Annotated in this window: 12 protein-coding genes and 1 tRNA gene; 10 read left to right on the forward strand and 3 right to left on the reverse strand. The window is 67.7% G+C overall.

Annotated elements, in window-relative coordinates; translation table 11 throughout:
- Positions 1–41: 41 nt before the first annotated feature.
- On the reverse strand, positions 42–887 hold the full coding sequence (locus WG212_RS10935) for a glycine zipper 2TM domain-containing protein (protein ID WP_337187127.1): 846 nt from the start codon (positions 885–887) through the stop codon (positions 42–44).
- A 1,238-nt stretch (positions 888–2,125) separates the two neighbouring features.
- Between WG212_RS10935 and WG212_RS10940 the strand changes: the two genes are divergently transcribed.
- The 5 genes from WG212_RS10940 (at position 2,126) to WG212_RS10960 (ending at position 7,252) form a co-directional block, all read left to right on the forward strand.
- Entirely contained in the window at positions 2,126–2,788 is a 663-nt protein-coding gene (locus tag WG212_RS10940; RefSeq protein WP_337187128.1) for a CatB-related O-acetyltransferase, read from the forward strand.
- The gene (locus WG212_RS10945) at positions 2,785–3,840 is read left to right on the forward strand and encodes a sulfotransferase (protein WP_337187129.1); all 1,056 of its coding nucleotides are present in this window, start codon (positions 2,785–2,787) and stop codon (positions 3,838–3,840) included. Before WG212_RS10940 ends, WG212_RS10945 begins: the two co-directional genes overlap by 4 nt.
- A gap of 129 nt (positions 3,841–3,969) precedes the next feature.
- Positions 3,970–5,457, forward strand: coding sequence for a radical SAM protein (locus WG212_RS10950; RefSeq protein ID WP_337187130.1), 1,488 nt, complete (start codon positions 3,970–3,972; stop codon positions 5,455–5,457).
- Entirely contained in the window at positions 5,454–6,707 is a 1,254-nt protein-coding gene (locus WG212_RS10955) for a nitric oxide synthase oxygenase (RefSeq protein WP_337187131.1), read from the forward strand. Before WG212_RS10950 ends, WG212_RS10955 begins: the two co-directional genes overlap by 4 nt.
- A gap of 2 nt (positions 6,708–6,709) precedes the next feature.
- Positions 6,710–7,252: a hypothetical protein gene (locus WG212_RS10960; RefSeq protein ID WP_337187132.1), complete on the forward strand. Its 543-nt coding sequence runs from the start codon at positions 6,710–6,712 to the stop codon at positions 7,250–7,252.
- Here the strand turns inward: WG212_RS10960 and WG212_RS10965 are convergent.
- Positions 7,222–9,009 carry a glycosyltransferase gene (locus tag WG212_RS10965; RefSeq protein ID WP_337187236.1) on the reverse strand — a complete coding sequence of 596 codons (1,788 nt, stop codon included), beginning with the start codon at positions 9,007–9,009 and terminating at the stop codon, positions 7,222–7,224. The two genes, WG212_RS10960 and WG212_RS10965, sit on opposite strands and share 31 nt — an antisense overlap.
- 206 nt (positions 9,010–9,215) lie before the next feature.
- Here WG212_RS10965 and WG212_RS10970 point away from each other — a divergent pair, with 206 nt between their 5' ends.
- From WG212_RS10970 to WG212_RS10990, 5 genes are all read left to right on the forward strand, one after another.
- Positions 9,216–9,950 (forward strand): FkbM family methyltransferase, encoded by a 735-nt coding sequence (locus WG212_RS10970; RefSeq protein WP_337187133.1) that lies wholly within the window; start codon positions 9,216–9,218, stop codon positions 9,948–9,950.
- Positions 9,951–10,408: 458 nt separating this feature from the next.
- A complete protein-coding gene (locus tag WG212_RS10975) occupies positions 10,409–11,623 on the forward strand; it encodes a glycosyltransferase (protein ID WP_337187134.1) in 1,215 nt (404 codons plus the stop codon).
- Positions 11,585–11,671, forward strand: a tRNA-OTHER gene (locus tag WG212_RS10980). Before WG212_RS10975 ends, WG212_RS10980 begins: the two co-directional genes overlap by 39 nt.
- 164 nt (positions 11,672–11,835) lie before the next feature.
- Positions 11,836–13,479 carry an ATP-binding protein gene (locus WG212_RS10985; RefSeq protein WP_337187135.1) on the forward strand — a complete coding sequence of 548 codons (1,644 nt, stop codon included), beginning with the start codon at positions 11,836–11,838 and terminating at the stop codon, positions 13,477–13,479.
- Positions 13,480–13,644: 165 nt separating this feature from the next.
- Positions 13,645–15,720, forward strand: coding sequence for an ATP-binding protein (locus WG212_RS10990; RefSeq protein ID WP_337187237.1), 2,076 nt, complete (start codon positions 13,645–13,647; stop codon positions 15,718–15,720).
- Positions 15,721–15,888: 168 nt separating this feature from the next.
- Here WG212_RS10990 and WG212_RS10995 read toward each other — a convergent pair whose 3' ends face one another.
- A complete protein-coding gene (locus WG212_RS10995) occupies positions 15,889–17,184 on the reverse strand; it encodes a PLP-dependent transferase (RefSeq protein ID WP_337187136.1) in 1,296 nt (431 codons plus the stop codon).
- Between the last annotated feature and the right edge of the window lie 10 nt (positions 17,185–17,194).

Consider the following 17,194-nt stretch of genomic DNA (forward strand, 5'->3'; position numbering starts at 1 on the left):
TCGACCGCCGCGTCAGGGGCTGCAGCCTTCCGTCGGCGGCGTCAGGCGCGGGTGACCTGCCAGACGCCGTTGCGGTCGCGGCAGGCGTTGAGGCGCTCGGTGTAGCTGGGCTGGCCGCGTTCGTTGATGGTCTGGAGGACCGTCTTGCACTCGCCGCGTCCCTGGCCACCTCCCTGGCTGTTTCCGTAGCCGCCGCCCACCGGCGTGACCACGCCGCGCGAGACATAGCCCTGGATCCAGCCGTCCTCGATCACGGCCAGCCAGCCGCCGGCGACGCCGCCCGCCACTTCGATCTCCTCGCCCGGCCGCAGGCGGTCGACGACGGCGGCGTTGGTGCTGGGCCCGGCGCGCATGTTGATGCGGCTGTTGGCGGTATAGGTCCCGCCCACGTCGCTGGCCCGGGTGGCCGGCGTGACGCCCGAGGCGTAGCGCCAGCGGCCCGTGTAGCCCTGGGAGCCGCCGCCGTAGCCGCCGTTGTTTCCGTAACCGCCGCCGTAGTTCCCGCCGGTGGCGCCGATCACCTCGATGCGCCCGGTCGCGCCGGTGGTCGGGTCGCTCCAGGTCTGGGGACGTCCCGTGTCGAGGGCGCGCTCGAACGCCACCTGGGCGTCCTGGGCGCTCTTGCGGTCCATCCGGCAGCCGATGTTGTTGCCGATCATCGAGCCCAGGCCCGCGCCGATGACGGCGCCCAGGGTGCGTTCGTTCTTCGAGATCTGGCTGCCGGCGAGGGCGCCGACCAAGCCGCCGACCACCGCGCCCGTGGTGTTGCCGCTGCCGGCCGCGTCGCAGCCGTAGAGCGAGCCCAGGCCCTGGGCGGAGGCCGCCTGGGGCGCGGCGAGCGCCAGGGCGAAGCCGGCGAGGGCGGAAGCTGTCACGAGACGGGGCATGGGGGTCCTCCTGGACGTTTCGCCCATGATGGGCCAACTCGCATGAGAAGGCCAAGCCCTGCACGCCGCGCGCGTGTGGGCGGAGCGGCCGGAAGCGTCGTCTCGCTCGCCACGGACGCGCCGGCGCGCGCCGCCCGGACGCGCCGATCTGTGTGGACGCAGGTCGCCCAGCTATGGCAAGCCGGGCCGTCACGCGGGCGTGGCGGAATTGGTAGACGCAACGGACTTGGGCTTCGGCTTCGAGTGCGCCGGGGGAAACCCCAGACGTAGAACCGCTCAAATTCGGGGAACCCTGTCAGATGGGAATCCCGAGCCAAGCCTGAGGGGGAATCCTCAGGAAGGTGTAGAGACTAGACGGGCGGCGCCTGTAGCCTGCGGGCCAGGGCGAAGGGATAGTCCAGACCACGAACGCCCGGGCTCCTCAAGCCGGGCGGCGGCGAAAGCCGAAGTGGTACGAAAATCCGTAGGGCCGCGAGGCTCGTGCCGGTTCGACCCCGGCCGCCCGCACCACCGCGAACAGCGCGACCTGGCACGATGCAGAACGAGCCAACCTCGCGGCGCTCCCATCGGCCATGCTCGCCGTTGGTCAGGCTTCGTCCTTGCAGAGGCTACCGCTCTTGGAGGCGAGCACCGGATTGATGGCGAAACCGCGCATTCAGTCGTCGAAGGACACTCCGGAAGCGATCTCGCGCGGCACCGAGAGGACGGCGGCTCGCTGTTGCGGCGGCAGGAAGGCCCCGTCGCGTGCCTCCCTGCTGTGATCGCCGGCTTTCCTAGCCAATGCGAGTTCCACAGCTCGCGCCCGGCCAAGCATCCTGAGGTTCCTCCCCAGGCTGGTTGAGGACGCCGAGCAGAATAGGATGCGCGCCCGCCCCATGCGAGGAGTTGTACCCTCGCGGGACTCGCCGGCCGTGGCCCGGGCAAGCGTGACTGCGCCCGGGGTGATCCGTTCGTTCCGCTTGTCGCGCGCTTCCGGGTCCGCATACTCCGACCACGACAGTCGGACCCCGGGCACGCCCAGCGAATCGTCGGCGTTCAGGAGCGGCTGGGCGTCGCCTGTCGAAAGAGGACATTCGCCAGATCGTGCCCGTGTCTAAGGGCCGGCTCAGATGGGCTGAATTGCGCGAGGAGTTGGAGCCGACGGCAGTGGTCTCTACAGCGTCAGAGCTGGTTCAGCGTCGCAACGAATGATCTTAAACCTCCCCCATGGCCCACGCAATTTCGAGTCAGGGGGATCAATGTCAATCATTCACCGCGCCATCGAGAAAGTGCGGCTCTACTGTTTTCGTTCCGCGGAGTATGAAAGTCTCCGCTTGCGCGAATGGTTCAGGCGCGACTTCGACATCACGGTCGGCCTTTACTCGTATGGGTGTTTCGATCGCCATCGAATCTCAGGGCCAATCGAGATTGGACGATACTGTTCATTTGCCAGGACGGCTCGGATCATCAATGCAAATCATCCGTTCGATGCCGTCACCACTCATCCAATTCTTTATGAGCGGGCATTCGGCGTCGTCGATCGCAACTACGCTACGCCACGCCGGCTAGTAGTCGAGGACGATGTCTGGGTCGGCCACAACGTGATCGTGACGCCGGGATGCGCCGTGATTGGTCGTGGTGCGATTCTCGGAGCCGGCGCTGTCGTCACCGGCGACGTGCCCCGGTATGCGGTGGTCGGTGGCAATCCGGCGCGCGTGATCAAGCCGCGCTTCCCACCAGATGTTCAAGCGGCGCTCGAAGCTTCACTCTGGTGGAAGGTCAGCAAAGTCGAATTCAACGACGTCTTCCGCACCAACCCAGAGCTTCTTCTGCACCCGACCGCCGAGGCGCTGCTCTCATGGCGCCCTTATGATCGCGACGCGGAAGTTGACCCCATGAGCTGCATGGCTCCGCTTCGATGACGGTTCCCGCTGCGAGTGCGCCGCCCTATACGGGTCCCCTCTTTGTGGTGGGCGCGCCCCGGTCGGGCTCGGAGCTGCTCTGCGCCAGCTTGAACCGTCATCCCGCGATCTGCATCGTGGGAGAAACCCACTACTTTGCGGATCTACGCAGACGCCTGCGCAGTGGCCAAAGCCCCCTGACTGAGGACGAGGCCCAGATCTGTCGAGCCCATTTCGCCGATCTACATCACCGTTATGGGTCATCTAGTCTTGCCGGTACTTGCGCCGCGCTGCCCGCGTCGACGGGCGAAGCATCAACCGGCGATGCGGAGTTCGAAAACTTCTGCCGCGAACAAGCTCGGCGACGGGGCAAGTGGCTCTGGGGTGAGAAGACGCCTCGTCATATCTTTCAGGCTGATCAGATCTTGGCCGCCTTTCCGGGGGCTCGCATTCTGGTTCTCGTGCGAGATCCTCGCGGCGTCGTGGCGTCGTACCGCGACTGGCGCAATCAATGGCTGTTTCAGGAGAAGGTGGACGATCGGCTGTTGCAGGCGAGCGCACGGGAGGATCGACGAATCCGAGCGTCCTACAGTCTGCCCATCATAGCATTGCTGTGGAAATCCGCAGCCCGAACGGCTCGCCGCCTCAAGGCGCGTCACGGTCAGTCTCGCGTCAAGATACTTCGCTTCGAGGACCTCCTGGACGAGCCGCAAGTGTTCCTGAGCCGGATTTGTGACTGGCTCGGCGTCAAATTCGACCCGGCGATGCTCGACATGATGGTCGTCAACAGCTCCTACGTCGCGCCGGGGACGCGGCAAGGACGCGATCGGGGGGCCATCATGAGGTGGCGGCAAGCCCTCAGCCCGAACGAGATCGGCCTTGTGGAGGCGTTGGGCGGAAAGGAACTCGAACGCTTTGGCTACGAAGCCACGGGCCTGCGCGGCTCGGTGATGTTCGCAGCGCGAGAAATCGTGTCGATCCCGGTGACCTTCATGCGGGCGTTGCTCGCCAATCGAGATCGACTGGGGCGTATAGGCCCTTTCTTGCTCGAAAGATTGAAGGCTCTCATCTGAACCCGCCGATCGCATCCCTGCCTTGGACAGGCAGATACTTGCGCGTGCTGGGTGTGGAGCTAAAACGATGGATGAGCTTGGGGGGCTCATGTGATGCGTGCGGCTCGTTTAGTGTCAGAAGTCTCGGTTGTGGCTCCGCTGGGCGTCAGTTCAAGGCGGGTCCTGATCATCGACCTCAACAACTTCTCGAGCTTCCCAACTCTTTCGATCGGCCTTCTGGTGGCGTCGCTGCGCAACGCGGGATGTGACGTTCGTCTGCTGTCACCGCTCGCCTATGACGTCGAGGCGTCCGAGCGGGAACGCTCCGAGCTCATCCTGGACCACTGGAAGCGTCGGCTCCACCTCTCCACCTGGGCGCCGGCCGCCCCCGTGCGAGAGGCGGCCCGCGCGGTGCGTAACTGGTGGAACAACCGCCCCCATCCGCGGGTGCTCTCGGAGGCGGCCAAGGCGCTTGCGGACAAGCCTGACGTGCTGATGCTGTCGGCCTATCTGCAGCACTATCCTACGGTGGTGGAGTTGGGGCGCCTGGCGCAAGCCGCCGGCGTGCCGTTGCTTCTGGGCGGACCGATGTTCAACATCCCGGAGACCGCAGCCGCCTGGCGGACGGTGCCTGGGCTCGTCGCGCTATATGGCGGGGAAGCGGATCTAAGCGTCGGCGCATTGGTGGAGGCTGTGGCCGCGGGTGGGGATCTCCTCGCGTTTGATGGCGTGGTGCTTCCCGATGGCCGCGCCGCACGAGAAGCTCCGCCGCTTCGCCAGCTCGACAGTACGCCTGTGCCGGACTTCACCGACTTCCCCTGGGACCGCTACAGGGTTCGGATCATCCCCCTCATGACCGGCCGCGGCTGCCAGTGGTCGAAATGTACGTTCTGCAGCGACGTGGTGTCCGCCAGTGGTCGCACTTTCAGGACCAGAAGCCTCGACACCGTGCTCCATGAAATGCGGGAACAGGCGCGCCGGCACGCCACGTCGAACTTCCTCTTCCTCGATCTGAAGCTCAACTCCAACCCAGCCATGTTCCGGGGCTTGGCCGAACACATCCAGGATCACGTTCCGGGCGCGGAATGGATTGGAACCGTGCACGTCGACCAGAGGGCCGACAATGGGTTGTCCCGTCGGGACCTGAGAGCGGCCGTGGCTTCTGGAATGAGGCGGATCAGCTTCGGGCTCGAGAGCGGCAGCCAGCGCCTGCTGGATCTCATGAACAAGGGGAGCCGGGTGGAGGCGAACGCCGCATTCGTCCGCGAGGCCCATGAAGCCGGACTGAGCGTGCGGTGCACGATGATGAAGGGATATCCGGGTGAGACCGCCGAGGACCTCGAACAGACCGCTGCCTTTCTGGACAGCTACGGCCCCTATATCGACCGTGTCCGGTTCAACGACTTCAGCCTGCTTCTGGGCACTCCCGCGTACGAAGCCGCCAAAGCCGATCCCTCGCAATATCCGGATCTGCGGCTGAAAGGGCAGGACGCCCGGCGCGCTCGCAATGGCTACGCCCGGCTGGGCGCAGACACGCGTCGATATCGCCGAGCGAAGGCGCAGGTTCTGCGGTCCGTCTATGAAATCAACCGTCGGCGGATTCGGTCGTCGGCGCGCGCCTTCGACGGTCTGATGTGAGCCGCTCCTTCATCGATAGCCGATCGTCGTCTGATCCCCTGCGTCGGCGGCTGCGGCGACTCTCTCCGTCCGAGCGCGCGGAGGAGGCGAACGCCTTCCTCGACCTGTACTTCCGCGAGGGGGACGCAGATCCTTCGGACCGGGCCTCGCGGCAGCGGGAAGTCCGGCGGGACCTCGAGCGGCACGGATTCTATCGCCACACGACCGAAGAGCTGGCCTTCGGCGCGCGGGTGGCTTGGAGGAATCATGGCCGGTGCATCGGTCGCCATGTCTGGAAGGCGCTCGACGTCCTGGATTGTCGCGGCCTGACGGAGCCCGACGCCGTCGCCGCTCAGACGTTCCGGCATCTGCGGGAGGCAGACAACGGCGGCGACATCAGACCCACGATCTCGGTGTTTGCGCCCGTAACCGGGGACCAGACCCCGGTGTGGATCGAAAGCCGGCAGGTGGCTCAGTACGCGGGATACCTCGAGACGGGAAGGGTCGTGGGGGACCCGGCCAACGTCGAGATGACCCGCATATGTGTTTCTCTGGGCTGGCGCCCGCCGAGCACACGCTCGCACTTCGACCTGCTGCCCCTCCTGCTCCGCGATGCATTCGGGCGTCGGCTTGTCTACGCCACGCCCGAGGGATCGGTTCGGGAGATCGAGATCCGACACCCTCACTACCCTGAGTTCGCCAGCCTGGGACTGCGGTGGTACGCAATGCCCCTCGTCAGTGACATGATCCTCACCATCGGAGGCATCGACTACCCCTGCGCGCCGTTCAATGGCTGGTACATGGCCACCGAGATCGCCTGCAGGAATCTGTTGGACACCTACCGCTACGACCTCGTGAACGCGGTCGCGCGCTGCATCGGGGCCGATACCCGCGACCCTCTATGGAAGGATGATGTGGTGCTGGAGCTCAACCGGGCCGTCATCGCCTCGTTCCGGGACGCCGGGGTTCGTCTGGTGGATCACCACCAAGCCAGCGCCCAGTATCTGGACTTCGATCGAGCTGAGAGGGCCAACGGTCGGATGCCCTCCGGCGACTGGGCCTGGATCGTTCCCCCCCAAAGCTCGGCGCTATGTCCCGTCTTCCATCATGCGATGACCGACCTGAAGGACGTGCCAAACTTCTATCGCTCGCGGGCCACGGACGGAGCGGACCTCAGTCTCAGCCGCGTGACGGAGGAACGCGGGCGGATCCTCACACGCGCGGACAACTGGCGACGGCGCTGGCGAGATTGGCGGCGGCGGGAGATCTGAGCATGACGCCTGAGGCGCGGACATTCGCCGCGGATGAGTATCGAGCACTTCGGCGAGAAATCGAGCTGCGGATCATCTTGCAGAATGTGACCCTGATCTCCTTGGCATTCGTCTTCAGCGGCGCCTTCCTTTTGCAGGTGCTGCGTCCGGACGCTCGATACCAGCTCGCGGCTGGATACAGTTTCGCCGCAGGCATGTTGTCGCTGTATTGGATTCACAGCGGCGCCCGCACTCTGCAGATCAAGACCTATCTTCGATACACCTTGGAGCCGCGGCTCGGGGGCGAATCGGGGTGGGAGACGTGGCACGACGTCAACCGGGTTCAAGGGGCGCTCGGTTCGCGCTGGTTTATCTCCACCAAGGGAGTGCTGGTGGGCTCCCAGATCACCTGCCTCTCGCTCGCCTGGATTGCGGGTGGCCCGGTAGGCATCGATAAGGTCTACGCCACTCTTGTTGCCCTCGCTGTCGTCTCGACCGCCATTCTGTTGCGTCGCCCGAGACTTTCACCGGAAGCCTACCGCATCCCATCGGCCTCGCCGCTATAGCCGCGCCACCAGAAGTTGCGGCGCCTCAACACCTCGCGAGCACTTGCGTCTGTGATAGCCTTGGCGGCCACTCGCAGCAAAACGCCTATCCGGATGAGACCTTGCGAAAGCTCCAGGGGTCCGCGCGCATGTGTTGCGTAGAGCGTGAGAACGCCCCTGATCATCATCATGCGGCGCTTGGCCCGTGACGATGAACTCGCGCTTCCCACATGCAAGTAGCCCGCAGCGCCGACGCTGATCGTTCGGCGCCCCAAAGCGCCGATGCGGAGACAGAGATCCACATCCTCGCCGTATAGGAAATACCGCTCGTCGAAACCTCCGGCACGCTGCCACGCTTCTTGGGCGATGAGCATGAAGGCGCCGCTGACAGCCGGCGTCGGCTGAGCCTGGCGCGAGCCCTGCCGAACCGCACGCGGCTTCCCCAACCCGGAGCGGAGGCCGACGGCGTAGCAGAGCGCACTCCAAACACTTGGCGCATCGAGGCAGGAAGAAGGGATGGGGAGTCCGTCGGGCGTACGACCAAGCCCGCCAAACACTCCACCGTCTGGATAGCGAAGTGAGGCAGCAAGAAGCATATCGATGGCGTCCGGCTCGATGCGCGCATCCGGGTTCAGCAATAGAATCCACTCAACGTCTTCGGATTTCGAGGCGACGGCCCGATTCACTGCAACTGCGAAGCCCAGGTTGACCGTTGAACGGATCACCTGGACGCTGCGATGCGTCTCTGCGATCGTCGCGGAGCGATCGTTGGACGCGTTGTCGAAGACGGTTACGGTCAATTCCGCCCAGCTGCTGCGGATTGATCCTAAGCATGCGGATAGATCGCGTTCGCTGTTGTGACTGACGATCACAACATGGATGCGCGGGCGCGATGAGAGGATCCGAGTGTGGCAGGGCGTACGCTTCGGGGTCCAGCCGGATGCTTGCTCCGTACGACAGGCGGTCTTGGCGCGGGCGATCGCCTCCACAGCTAAGAAGCCTGGAAGATGTCGCCAGATTTGCGGCGACGTTAAAACAAGGCTCAAGCGACTGGCGGATCTGGCTCCAGTCCCATTCCACTTCGGGGCGGCGGGCGCTTCGGGCTCGGCGCGTCCCGCCATCATCCGACCCTCTCGGGCAGAGCGTAGCCACCGCGTCCGCGTTTCAACGAGGTTGCGCCAGCCCTGCGGGAGATGCACGAAGATCGCAGCGTCCGGAAGGGCGGCCTGCCGCTCTCCCGCGAAACGTGCGCACACAAAGGCGTCGTCGCCGGTGATGGGCGGAAACGCGCCCCAAAGCGACCTTCCAGCCTGATTCACGGCGTAGCAGCCACCGCCGATCACTCCGTTTCGCACTGCGGGCATCGTGTGCCAGACACTCCCGAAAGCTCGAGCTGCCCTACAGCTATCGTGAGCGATGAACAGCCTTGGGCCAGCGAGCAGGGGCTCGGCCATCTTGTTGAGAGCCGCGTGCAGCCGGCTCAAGAGTCCAGGGGCCGGCACGACGTCGGCGTCCAAGTAGACCACAGGCACGCGCCGTCGGAAGGCTTCGGCGGCGTTGAGCGCGTGAAACTTGCCTGGGGCGGACACCAGAACCCGGAGTTCATGCCCCTGCTCTTCAAAGCGGACGCCCAGGCTCGCCGCTACCGCGGCGGCCTCCGCTTGTCCTTCTCCGTTCAGCACGAGGACGACCCTAAGGTTCAACTCGCCGGCGTCCCACAGGATCGCGGTGAGGCATGCCGCAAGTCCCGAGCCTTCACCACGCGCAGGGATCACCACGTCCAAGCCAGAGGCTTCCCTGTCCACTAGATCCGAGGCGTCGCGCGTCGAGCCGGCGCCAGCGCTCATCGAATCGGCCCACGGGCAAAAGGTGCTGAACTCACGAACTCTCCCGCAGCCGGCGAAGCAACCTCAGAGCACGAAGCTCCCACATTCCGCGCTCGGGTGGTATCTCAAGTGCGGTCAAGCCGCTGCGGGGGGGGCGTGTGGTTCGCAAGGCCTTGACGATGCAGGCGCTCCGGCATGCTCCGGTCATGTATCGGCGGTTGCGTCGCGCCCACTACTGCGCGGTCGGCCGCGATGCAGGCATGCGCGTCCTGATCAAGAGCCTGGTGCGGCCGGATCGCGCCTGCATCGACGTCGGGGCCTACCATGGTGTCTTCGTGGACGAATTCGTCCGGACGGGGGCGCAGGTCGTGGCCTACGAACCGAACGCGGCGTTGGCGCCCATCCTTGCGCGGATGTTTCGCGGCCGGGCGACGATTGTCCAGGCGGCCGTATCCAGTGTTTCCGGGGCGGCCAGCCTGCGCATTCCCGACGATGACGCCGCCCTCGCCACGATCGAGCCGGCAAATCGGCTTGTCGCCTGCCCCATGCTCACGGAACAGGCCGTGAGATGTGTGACGCTGGACAGCCAGGACCTTCCCCCCGTTGGCTTTCTCAAAATCGATGTGGAAGGTCACGAGATGGCCGTCCTGGAAGGCGCGGCGGAACTCCTGCGCCGGGACCTGCCCACCATCCTCGTGGAAGCCGAGGAGCGACACCGTCCTGGTGCGGTGTCCTCCGTGTGCGAGCACTTGGCTGAGCTTGGCTATCGAGGTCATGCCCTTGCTGACGGGCAGATCCTCCCTCTCCAGGGTCCGCTCGACAGTTTGTCGGCAACAACCCCGAACGCGCGGGATTTCCTGTTCAATCCGGCGAGGCGGGAGTTGTCTTCATGACCCGCGCGACCCATCCGGTCCGCATGTGAGAGCCCACGTCGTCACGCACGGCGCCGGCCGGGACATCGGAGCCTGCCTGAGGTCGCTCGGATCGCGGCGAGCGAAATTGCAGGTCATCGACAACGCCCCTGCTGATGCGACGCTGCCGGGAGTCGAGGTCTGCGGAACCGGCGCGGCCGCGCTCGCGCTCGGGGTGAACCCAGGGTTCGCGGCGGCGGCGGTGAATCTGGCGTGTGCGCCGCTGTGGGGCTCGACGCCGCCCTCCTTGTCAATCCCGGCGTTGCGCTGCGATCTGACGCGCCCGATCAGCTTCCGGACCGTCCGGTCATGGAACCGGTCGTGCGGCCGGGGAGGCGGCCTTGGCGGGGAGTCTGGCGGGGAGTCTGGCGGCGGCGGGCGGAAGGGAGGCGAGGGTGGCCACGGCTGAAGTGGGCGTGACGACGGGGCGGAGGCCCCGCTTGCTCTACCTTACCCAAGAACTGCCGGATCATGCGGATACAGGACACAAGATCCGCACGCTTCAACTCCTCTCCGCCGCAGCTTCGGAGTTCGCGACCACGGTGGCGGGGTTTGTGGACATGCACGCGGGGGAGAGCCAGTTGGGCAGAGTCCTGCCAGACGTGTCGATCATCTCGGAACCGCAGCCCATCCGGATCCGGCGTGACCCCATGCGCCTCGCCGCCACGCTTGGCCAAGCCTATGCGAGCCGCAGGCCCTATTCGCTGCAGAAGTTCAGCAACCCCCGGCTCAGCGCCCGATTGGCGGCGCTCTCCCGAGTCGACACGCCAGATATCGTGTTTTCAACGGTTCAGATGTCCGCCTACCTAAGGCTCTTTCCCACCGCTATCCAGGTGGTCGACGCCCACAACATCGAACACCGGCTCTGGGAGAGTTTTCGGCTCGACCGATGGCTTGCGCGGTGTGTCGCCCGGCGAGAGGGACGCTATCTCGCTGCCCTAGAAACGCGGCTCTGGCGGGAGTGCGCGGGCGTCGTGGCCATCTGCCGCGAAGATGCGGAGATCGTCCATGAAGCTGCGGCGAACACGATGACGGTCGTCATCCCGCCCTGGGCGCGTCCGCCGACCGGATCGTCCTCGACATTGGCGCAAGCGGACGTCGGCCTGCTCGGCGTGTGGTCGTGGGCGCCCAACGAAGCGGCCCTGGAGGTCGTCGCTCAACAACTCGCGCCCGAATTGGCGGCTCGCGGCGTAACGCTTCGGGTTTCGGGGCCCGGAGTGTCAGAATCGATGCAACGGCGGCTGCTGAGGCTCGGTGTGGATGTGACCGGCTACCTGCCGCAGCTGAGTTCCTTCTATGACTCGGTCGACCAGATCCTCGCCCCATATTGGGAAGGAGGGGGCGTTCGGCTCAAGGTCCTCGAGGCGATCGCCTGTGGCAAGCCGGTCGTGGGGACACCATTGGCGTTTCGGGGGATCCTGGGCGCCGCGGAGCATGCCAAGGGGGACACGCCTTCGTGCCTGGTGCAACAGGTGCTCGCCAACAAGGCCGGCCTTGGGGCCGCCCGCATGCGAGCCCGAGCGCTGCGCGAGCAGGTCACCGCTTTGCATTGTCCGCGAAAGTCTGGCGAGACGCTTGTCGCATTCTTCGGTTCGCTCTTGGCTGACCGCGAAGCCCGGGCCGCAAGGTCGGCGACAAGCCTCAGGCGGACTTAAAATCCGCTTCTGCCTGGCAGAGCGCCGGTTCGAGCCCGGCCGCCCGCACCGCTTCCAGGGGCGCTGCGGAGGCGACAGGCCGGCCTTGCGAGGGCGGTTCGGAGCGTGGGGCGTGCGTTCACAGCCTTGGATATCGGTTCTGAAAATCTAAACCATTCGGCGAGACGCTTTCCGTGGACCCTGCGGGTCCCCGGGAGGAAGGCGGAACGGGCATGGCGCAAGACCCCGTCGTGACGCTGGCGCAGGCCGTGGAGCGGCTCGCGGGCGTGGAGGACGCCCTTGAGGTGGCGGCCGTGGTGCGAACGGCGGCGCGGAGCCTTTCGGGCGCCGACGGCGTGGCGGTCGTCCTGCGCGACGGCGACCGCGTGCGGTACGTGGACGAGGACGCGGTGGGACCGCTCTGGAAGGGCGGCGTCTTCCCCATGGACGCCTGCATATCGGGCTGGGCGATCGCACATCGCCAGCGCGTGGTGATCCCCGACGTCTTCGCCGATCCCCGGATCCCGCACGAACTCTATGCGCCCACGTTCGTGAAGAGCTGCGTGATGACGCCCGTGGGCCGCCCCGACCCGTTGGCGTGCATCGGAGCCTACTGGCGCGAGGTGCGCGAGCCCACGGGCGAGGAGCTGGCGGCGCTGGACGCCGTGGCCCGCGCCACGGCCGGCGCGCTGGAGAATCTGCGCCTGCGCCGGGCCCTGGCCGACGCGCTGGCGCGCGCCGAGGCGGCGAACCGCGCCAAGAGCGACTTCCTCACCAACATGAGCCACGAGATCCGCACGCCGCTGAACGGCGTCGTGGGCGGCCTGGCGCTGCTGGAGGCGACCGCCCAGTCGCCCGAGCAGGCCCGGCTGACGGCCATGCTGCAGGCGTCGAGCGCCGACCTGGAAGGCGTGCTGCACGACGTCCTGGACTTCGCCCGGCTGCAATCCGAGACGGCGAGGCTGGAGGTGACGGCCTTCAACGTGGCCGACGCCGTACGCGAGGTGGCGCGGCTGTTCGAGCTGCGGTTCGGCCGCAAGGGCCTGGACTTCCGGGTCGAGGTCGATCCGGCGGCCCAGGGGTGGCTCAGGGGCGACCGGGGCGCGGTCAAGCAGGTGCTGGCCAACCTCGTGCAGAATGCGCTGAAGTTCACGCAGACGGGCCGTGTGGTCGTCTCGGTGGACGCCCCGGCGGCGGGGCAGGTGCGCCTTTCGGTCGCCGATACCGGCGTCGGGATTTCCGAGGACCTGCGGGCGCGCATCTTCGAGAGTTTCGAACAGGCCGACAGCTCGAGCACCCGCGCCGCGGGCGGCCTGGGCCTGGGGCTGGCGGTCGTCCGGCGGCTGGTGGACCTGATGGGCGGGGAGGTCTCGCTGGAGAGCCGTCCCGGCGCGGGCTCGATCTTCACCGTCTCCATACCGCTGGCGCGCGCCGAGCCGCCGCGCGCTGAGCCGGCCCTGCGGGCGGTCGCCGCCCCGGACGACGAGGCCGCACGCATCCTGGTGGTGGACGACCACCCGGTGAACCGGACGCTGGTGAGCGCGCTGCTCGACACGATCAGCGCCGAGACCGTGGAGGCCGAGGACGGGCAGGCGGCCTGCGAGGCCTTCGCGCGGGAACGGTTCAGCGCGGTGCTGATGGACATCCAGATGCCGGTCATGGACGGGCTCACCGCCACCCGCCGGATCCGGGCGTTCGAGCGGGAGTCCGGTGCGAACCCCACGCCGATCATCATGCTCAGCGCCAACGCCCTGCCCGAGCACATCGAGGCCAGCCGCGAGGCGGGCGCCGACCGCCACCTGGCCAAGCCGGTCTCGCCGGCCCAGCTGTTCGACACCCTCCAGGCGGCGCTGACCGGCGGCCTTCGCGCGGCCTGAAAGGCGCCGGACCCGAAGCCCGGCCGGCGCGCCGCGATCTGGCGCACTCCGCAAGGGACGGCTGCACAGGGGCGCGGATCACCTTAAGGTTTCCTTCGCGGGCGGCGCGCTAGCCTCTGGCCGGGCGCCCGCCAGAGGCGCGTCGAGGACGTTCAGGTGTCGGAGATGGAGCGGCGTTCGAGCCAGGCCCTTGTCGCGGCCCTGCTTTGCGGCGGCTACACGCTGAACCTCTGGCTGACCAACGTCATGCGGGTCGAGGCCGGCGGCGTCGACGCGATCTGGACCGCCAACGCCTTTGTCATCGGCGCCATCCTGCTGCTGCCGCGGCGCTGGACGCCCGTGTGCCTCGCCGCGGGCTTCACGATCCAGGTTGGGGTCATCCTTGCCTTCGGCAACACGCTGTTCGACGCCACGGCCTATTCGCTGCTGAATTTCGTCGAGGCCATCATCGTCAGCCATCTCGCGCGGCGCCTGAACGCGGTGCGCCTGACGACCCCCGGCCGCTTCGCGCGCCTGATCTTCCTGGCGCTCCTGCCGGTCCTGATCGTGGGGTCCGGGATCGTCGGGCTGGTCGCCCAGGCCCTGTACGGCGAGTTCCCGACGGCGATGGTCCTGAACCGCCTGGCCGCCAAGTTCCTCGGCATGTCGCTGGTGCTGCCGGCGATCCTGCTGCTCGGCCACCGCGTCGCGCCCATGGCCGCGGCGAGGCCCCTGTGGGAGGCCGTGGCCGGGGGCGTGCTGGTGACCGGGCTGGCGGCCCTCCTGGCGACGCCGGCCGCGCCGCTGGCCCTTCTCAGCCTGTTTCCCGCCGTGACGCTGCTGGGGCTGCGCATGGGGCCGCGGGCCGTGATCCTGGCCATGGTGCTGATCTGCGCGGCCATGCTGTCGGTGGGGCTGACGATCGGACGCTCGCCCATCCTCGCCGGCGAGATGACCCTGAGCGAGCAGATCACCGTGATGCAGGTGTATCTGGCGATGGTCTTCGCCACCGGCATCGTGACCGCGCTCACCGCGACGCACCAGCAACGGCTACGGGCGCTCCTCACCAGCCGGGCGCGCGGCGACCGGCGGGCGCGCGACCGCGCCCAGGCCGCGTCGGTGGCCAAGACCGAGTTCCTGGCGACCATGAGCCACGAGATCCGCACCCCCCTGAACTCGATCATCGGCTTCGCCCAGGTGCTGGAGCGGACCGACCTGCCCGAGGCGGCGAGGCGGCAGATCGGAGTGATCCGGCGATCGGGCGACGCCCTGCTCACGGTGGTGAACGACATCCTGGACTTCTCGAAGGTCGAGGCCGGCCGCCTCGAACTCGACCCCAAGCCCGTCGACCTGATGGACGTATGCCGCGACGCCCTGGCGATCGTGGAGGAGGCGGCCGAGCGCAAGGGCCTGAGCTTGGAGATGACGGTGGCCGGCGACCTCGCGGAGGCCTACGTCTGCGACGACCACCGCCTGTGCCAGATCCTGCTGAACTTCCTCAACAACGCGGTGAAGTTCACGGAAGCGGGGCAGGTCACCCTGGCGCTGACCGTGACGCGGGCGGGCGAGCGTGACCTGATCCGGTTCGCGGTGGTCGACACGGGCGTGGGGATCCCCGAGGACGCGCAGCCGGTCCTGTTCGACCGCTTCCGGCAGGTGGACGGATCGATCGGCCGCACCTATGGCGGGACGGGCCTGGGCCTGGCTATCTGCAAGGGCCTCGCGCAGGTCATGGGCGGCGAGGTGGGCGTGCGCTCCACGCCCGGCGCGGGCTCGGAATTCTGGATGGAAGCGCCGATGGCGCGGACGGCGCGCCCGGCGGGGACGGGCAGGGCCGACTCGGGCGCGGTCGAAGTGTCGGCGCACATCCTGCTGGTGGACGACCATCCGGTGAACCGCGATCTGGGCCAGGCGGTCCTGACCATGTTGGGCTGCACCGTCGACCTCGCCTGCGACGGACACGAGGCCGTGGAGATGGCGCAACTGGGCCGCTACGACGCCATCCTCATGGACGTGCACATGCCCGGAATGGACGGACTGGCGGCCACCCGCGCGATCCGCGACCTGGAGGGGCCGGCGGCCCGGACGCCGGTGATCGCGATGAGCGCGGACGTCCTGCCCGAGCAACTGGCGCGGATGCAGGCGGCCGGCATGGTCGACAGCGTGGCCAAGCCGATCAACATCGAGAAGCTGCACGCCTGCCTGCAGGCCTGGGTCGGGCGCGACGCCGACGGCGCGCCCATCGCCTCGGCCGCCGCCTGACCGCGCCTGGCTGTCGCAGCGCCTGGCCGGATCAGCGTCGAAACAGGGGAACCGCAGAGGGCGCACGGGAGCGCGGAGGGCGGCTTGCGCCGCCGCTCCAGCCGCACGCGACAGCGCGAGGCCTTTGCGGCGGGTTCGATCCCGGAGCTTCCGGTCTCCCGGCGGCCTTTACCCCGCCGCGTCCAGCGCCGTGTCCAGGTCGGCCAGGATGTCGTCGATGTGCTCGATCCCGATGGAGAGGCGCACGTAGCCGGGCGACACGCCGGTGGCGAGCTGCTCGGCCTCGGTGAGCTGGGAATGGGTGGTCGAGGCCGGATGGATGGCCAGGCTGCGCGCGTCGCCGATGTTGGCGACGTGGTAGAAGAGCTGGAGGCCGTCGATGAAGCGGCGGCCCGCCTCGACGCCGCCGTCCAGCTCGAAGCCCACGAGGCCGCCGTAGCCCCCCTTGAGGTAGCGGTCGGCGCGGGCGCGGGCCTGGGCGGTGTCCTTCGTCGGATAGATCACACGCGTCACCCGCTTGTGTCCGGCCAGGTAGTCGGCGACGCGCTGGGCGTTGGCGCAGTGACGCTCCATGCGCAGGTGGACCGTCTCCATGCCCTGGAGGATCTGGAAGGCGTTGAACGGCGAGAGCGCGGCGCCCAGGTCGCGCAGCAGGATGACGCGGGCGCGCAGGATGTAGGCGATGGGCCCCAGCGGCTTCACCGCCTGGGTCCAGACGGCGCCGTGGTACGAGGGGTCGGGGGTGTTGAGCAGCGGCTGGCGTGCGGCGTGCGCCTCCCAGTCGAAATTGCCGCCGTCCACGATCAGGCCGCCGATCGAGGTGCCGTGGCCACCCAGGTACTTGGTGGCCGAATAGACGACGATGGCCGCCCCGTGGTCCAGCGGCCGGCAGAGCAGCGGCGCGGCGGTGTTGTCCATGATCAGCGGCACGCCCAGCTCGCGGCCGATGGCGGCCACCTCGGCGATGGGGAACACGTCCAGCTTCGGATTGGGCAGGGTCTCGGCGTAGTAGGCGCGGGTCCGCTCGTCGGTGGCGCGGCGGAAGTTCTCCGGATCGTCCGGCGAGACGAAGCGCACCTCGATGCCGAGGTCCTTCAGCGTGTTGGCGAACAGGTTCCAGGTGCCGCCGTAGAGGGCGGTGGAGCTGACGACGTTGTCGCCGGCGCGGGCGAGGTTCTGGATCGCGAAGGCCGAGGCGGCCTGGCCCGAGGCCACCGCCAGGGCGCCCACGCCGCCCTCGAGCGCCGCGATGCGCTTCTCCAGCACGTCGGTCGTGGGGTTCATGATGCGGGTGTAGATGTTGCCCAACTCCTCCAGGGCGAACAGCGCCGCGGCGTGGCGGGTGTCCTGGAACTGGTAGGAGGTGGTCTGGTGGATCGGCACCGCCACCGAGCCCGTGGCGGGGTCCGCCCGCCAGCCGGCGTGGACGGCGAGGGTGTCGGGGCGAAGGCCGGGTCCGGACATCAGGGCGCTC

The sequence above is a fragment of the Phenylobacterium sp. genome (genome assembly GCF_037189685.1).
In the GTDB taxonomy this organism is placed as follows: Bacteria; Pseudomonadota; Alphaproteobacteria; order Caulobacterales; family Caulobacteraceae; genus Phenylobacterium.

Bases quoted from the DNA above. Each gene is read 5' to 3' on its own strand.
- WG212_RS10935 (WP_337187127.1), bottom strand. From the start codon at position 887: ATGCCCCGTCTCGTGACAGCTTCCGCCCTCGCCGGCTTCGCCCTGGCG.
- WG212_RS10940 (WP_337187128.1), top strand. From the start codon at position 2,126: ATGTCAATCATTCACCGCGCCATCGAGAAAGTGCGGCTCTACTGTTTT.
- WG212_RS10945 (WP_337187129.1), top strand. From the start codon at position 2,785: ATGACGGTTCCCGCTGCGAGTGCGCCGCCCTATACGGGTCCCCTCTTT.
- WG212_RS10960 (WP_337187132.1), top strand. From the start codon at position 6,710: ATGACGCCTGAGGCGCGGACATTCGCCGCGGATGAGTATCGAGCACTT.
- WG212_RS10985 (WP_337187135.1), top strand. From the start codon at position 11,836: ATGGCGCAAGACCCCGTCGTGACGCTGGCGCAGGCCGTGGAGCGGCTC.
- WG212_RS10990 (WP_337187237.1), top strand. From the start codon at position 13,645: ATGGAGCGGCGTTCGAGCCAGGCCCTTGTCGCGGCCCTGCTTTGCGGC.
- WG212_RS10995 (WP_337187136.1), bottom strand. From the start codon at position 17,184: ATGTCCGGACCCGGCCTTCGCCCCGACACCCTCGCCGTCCACGCCGGC.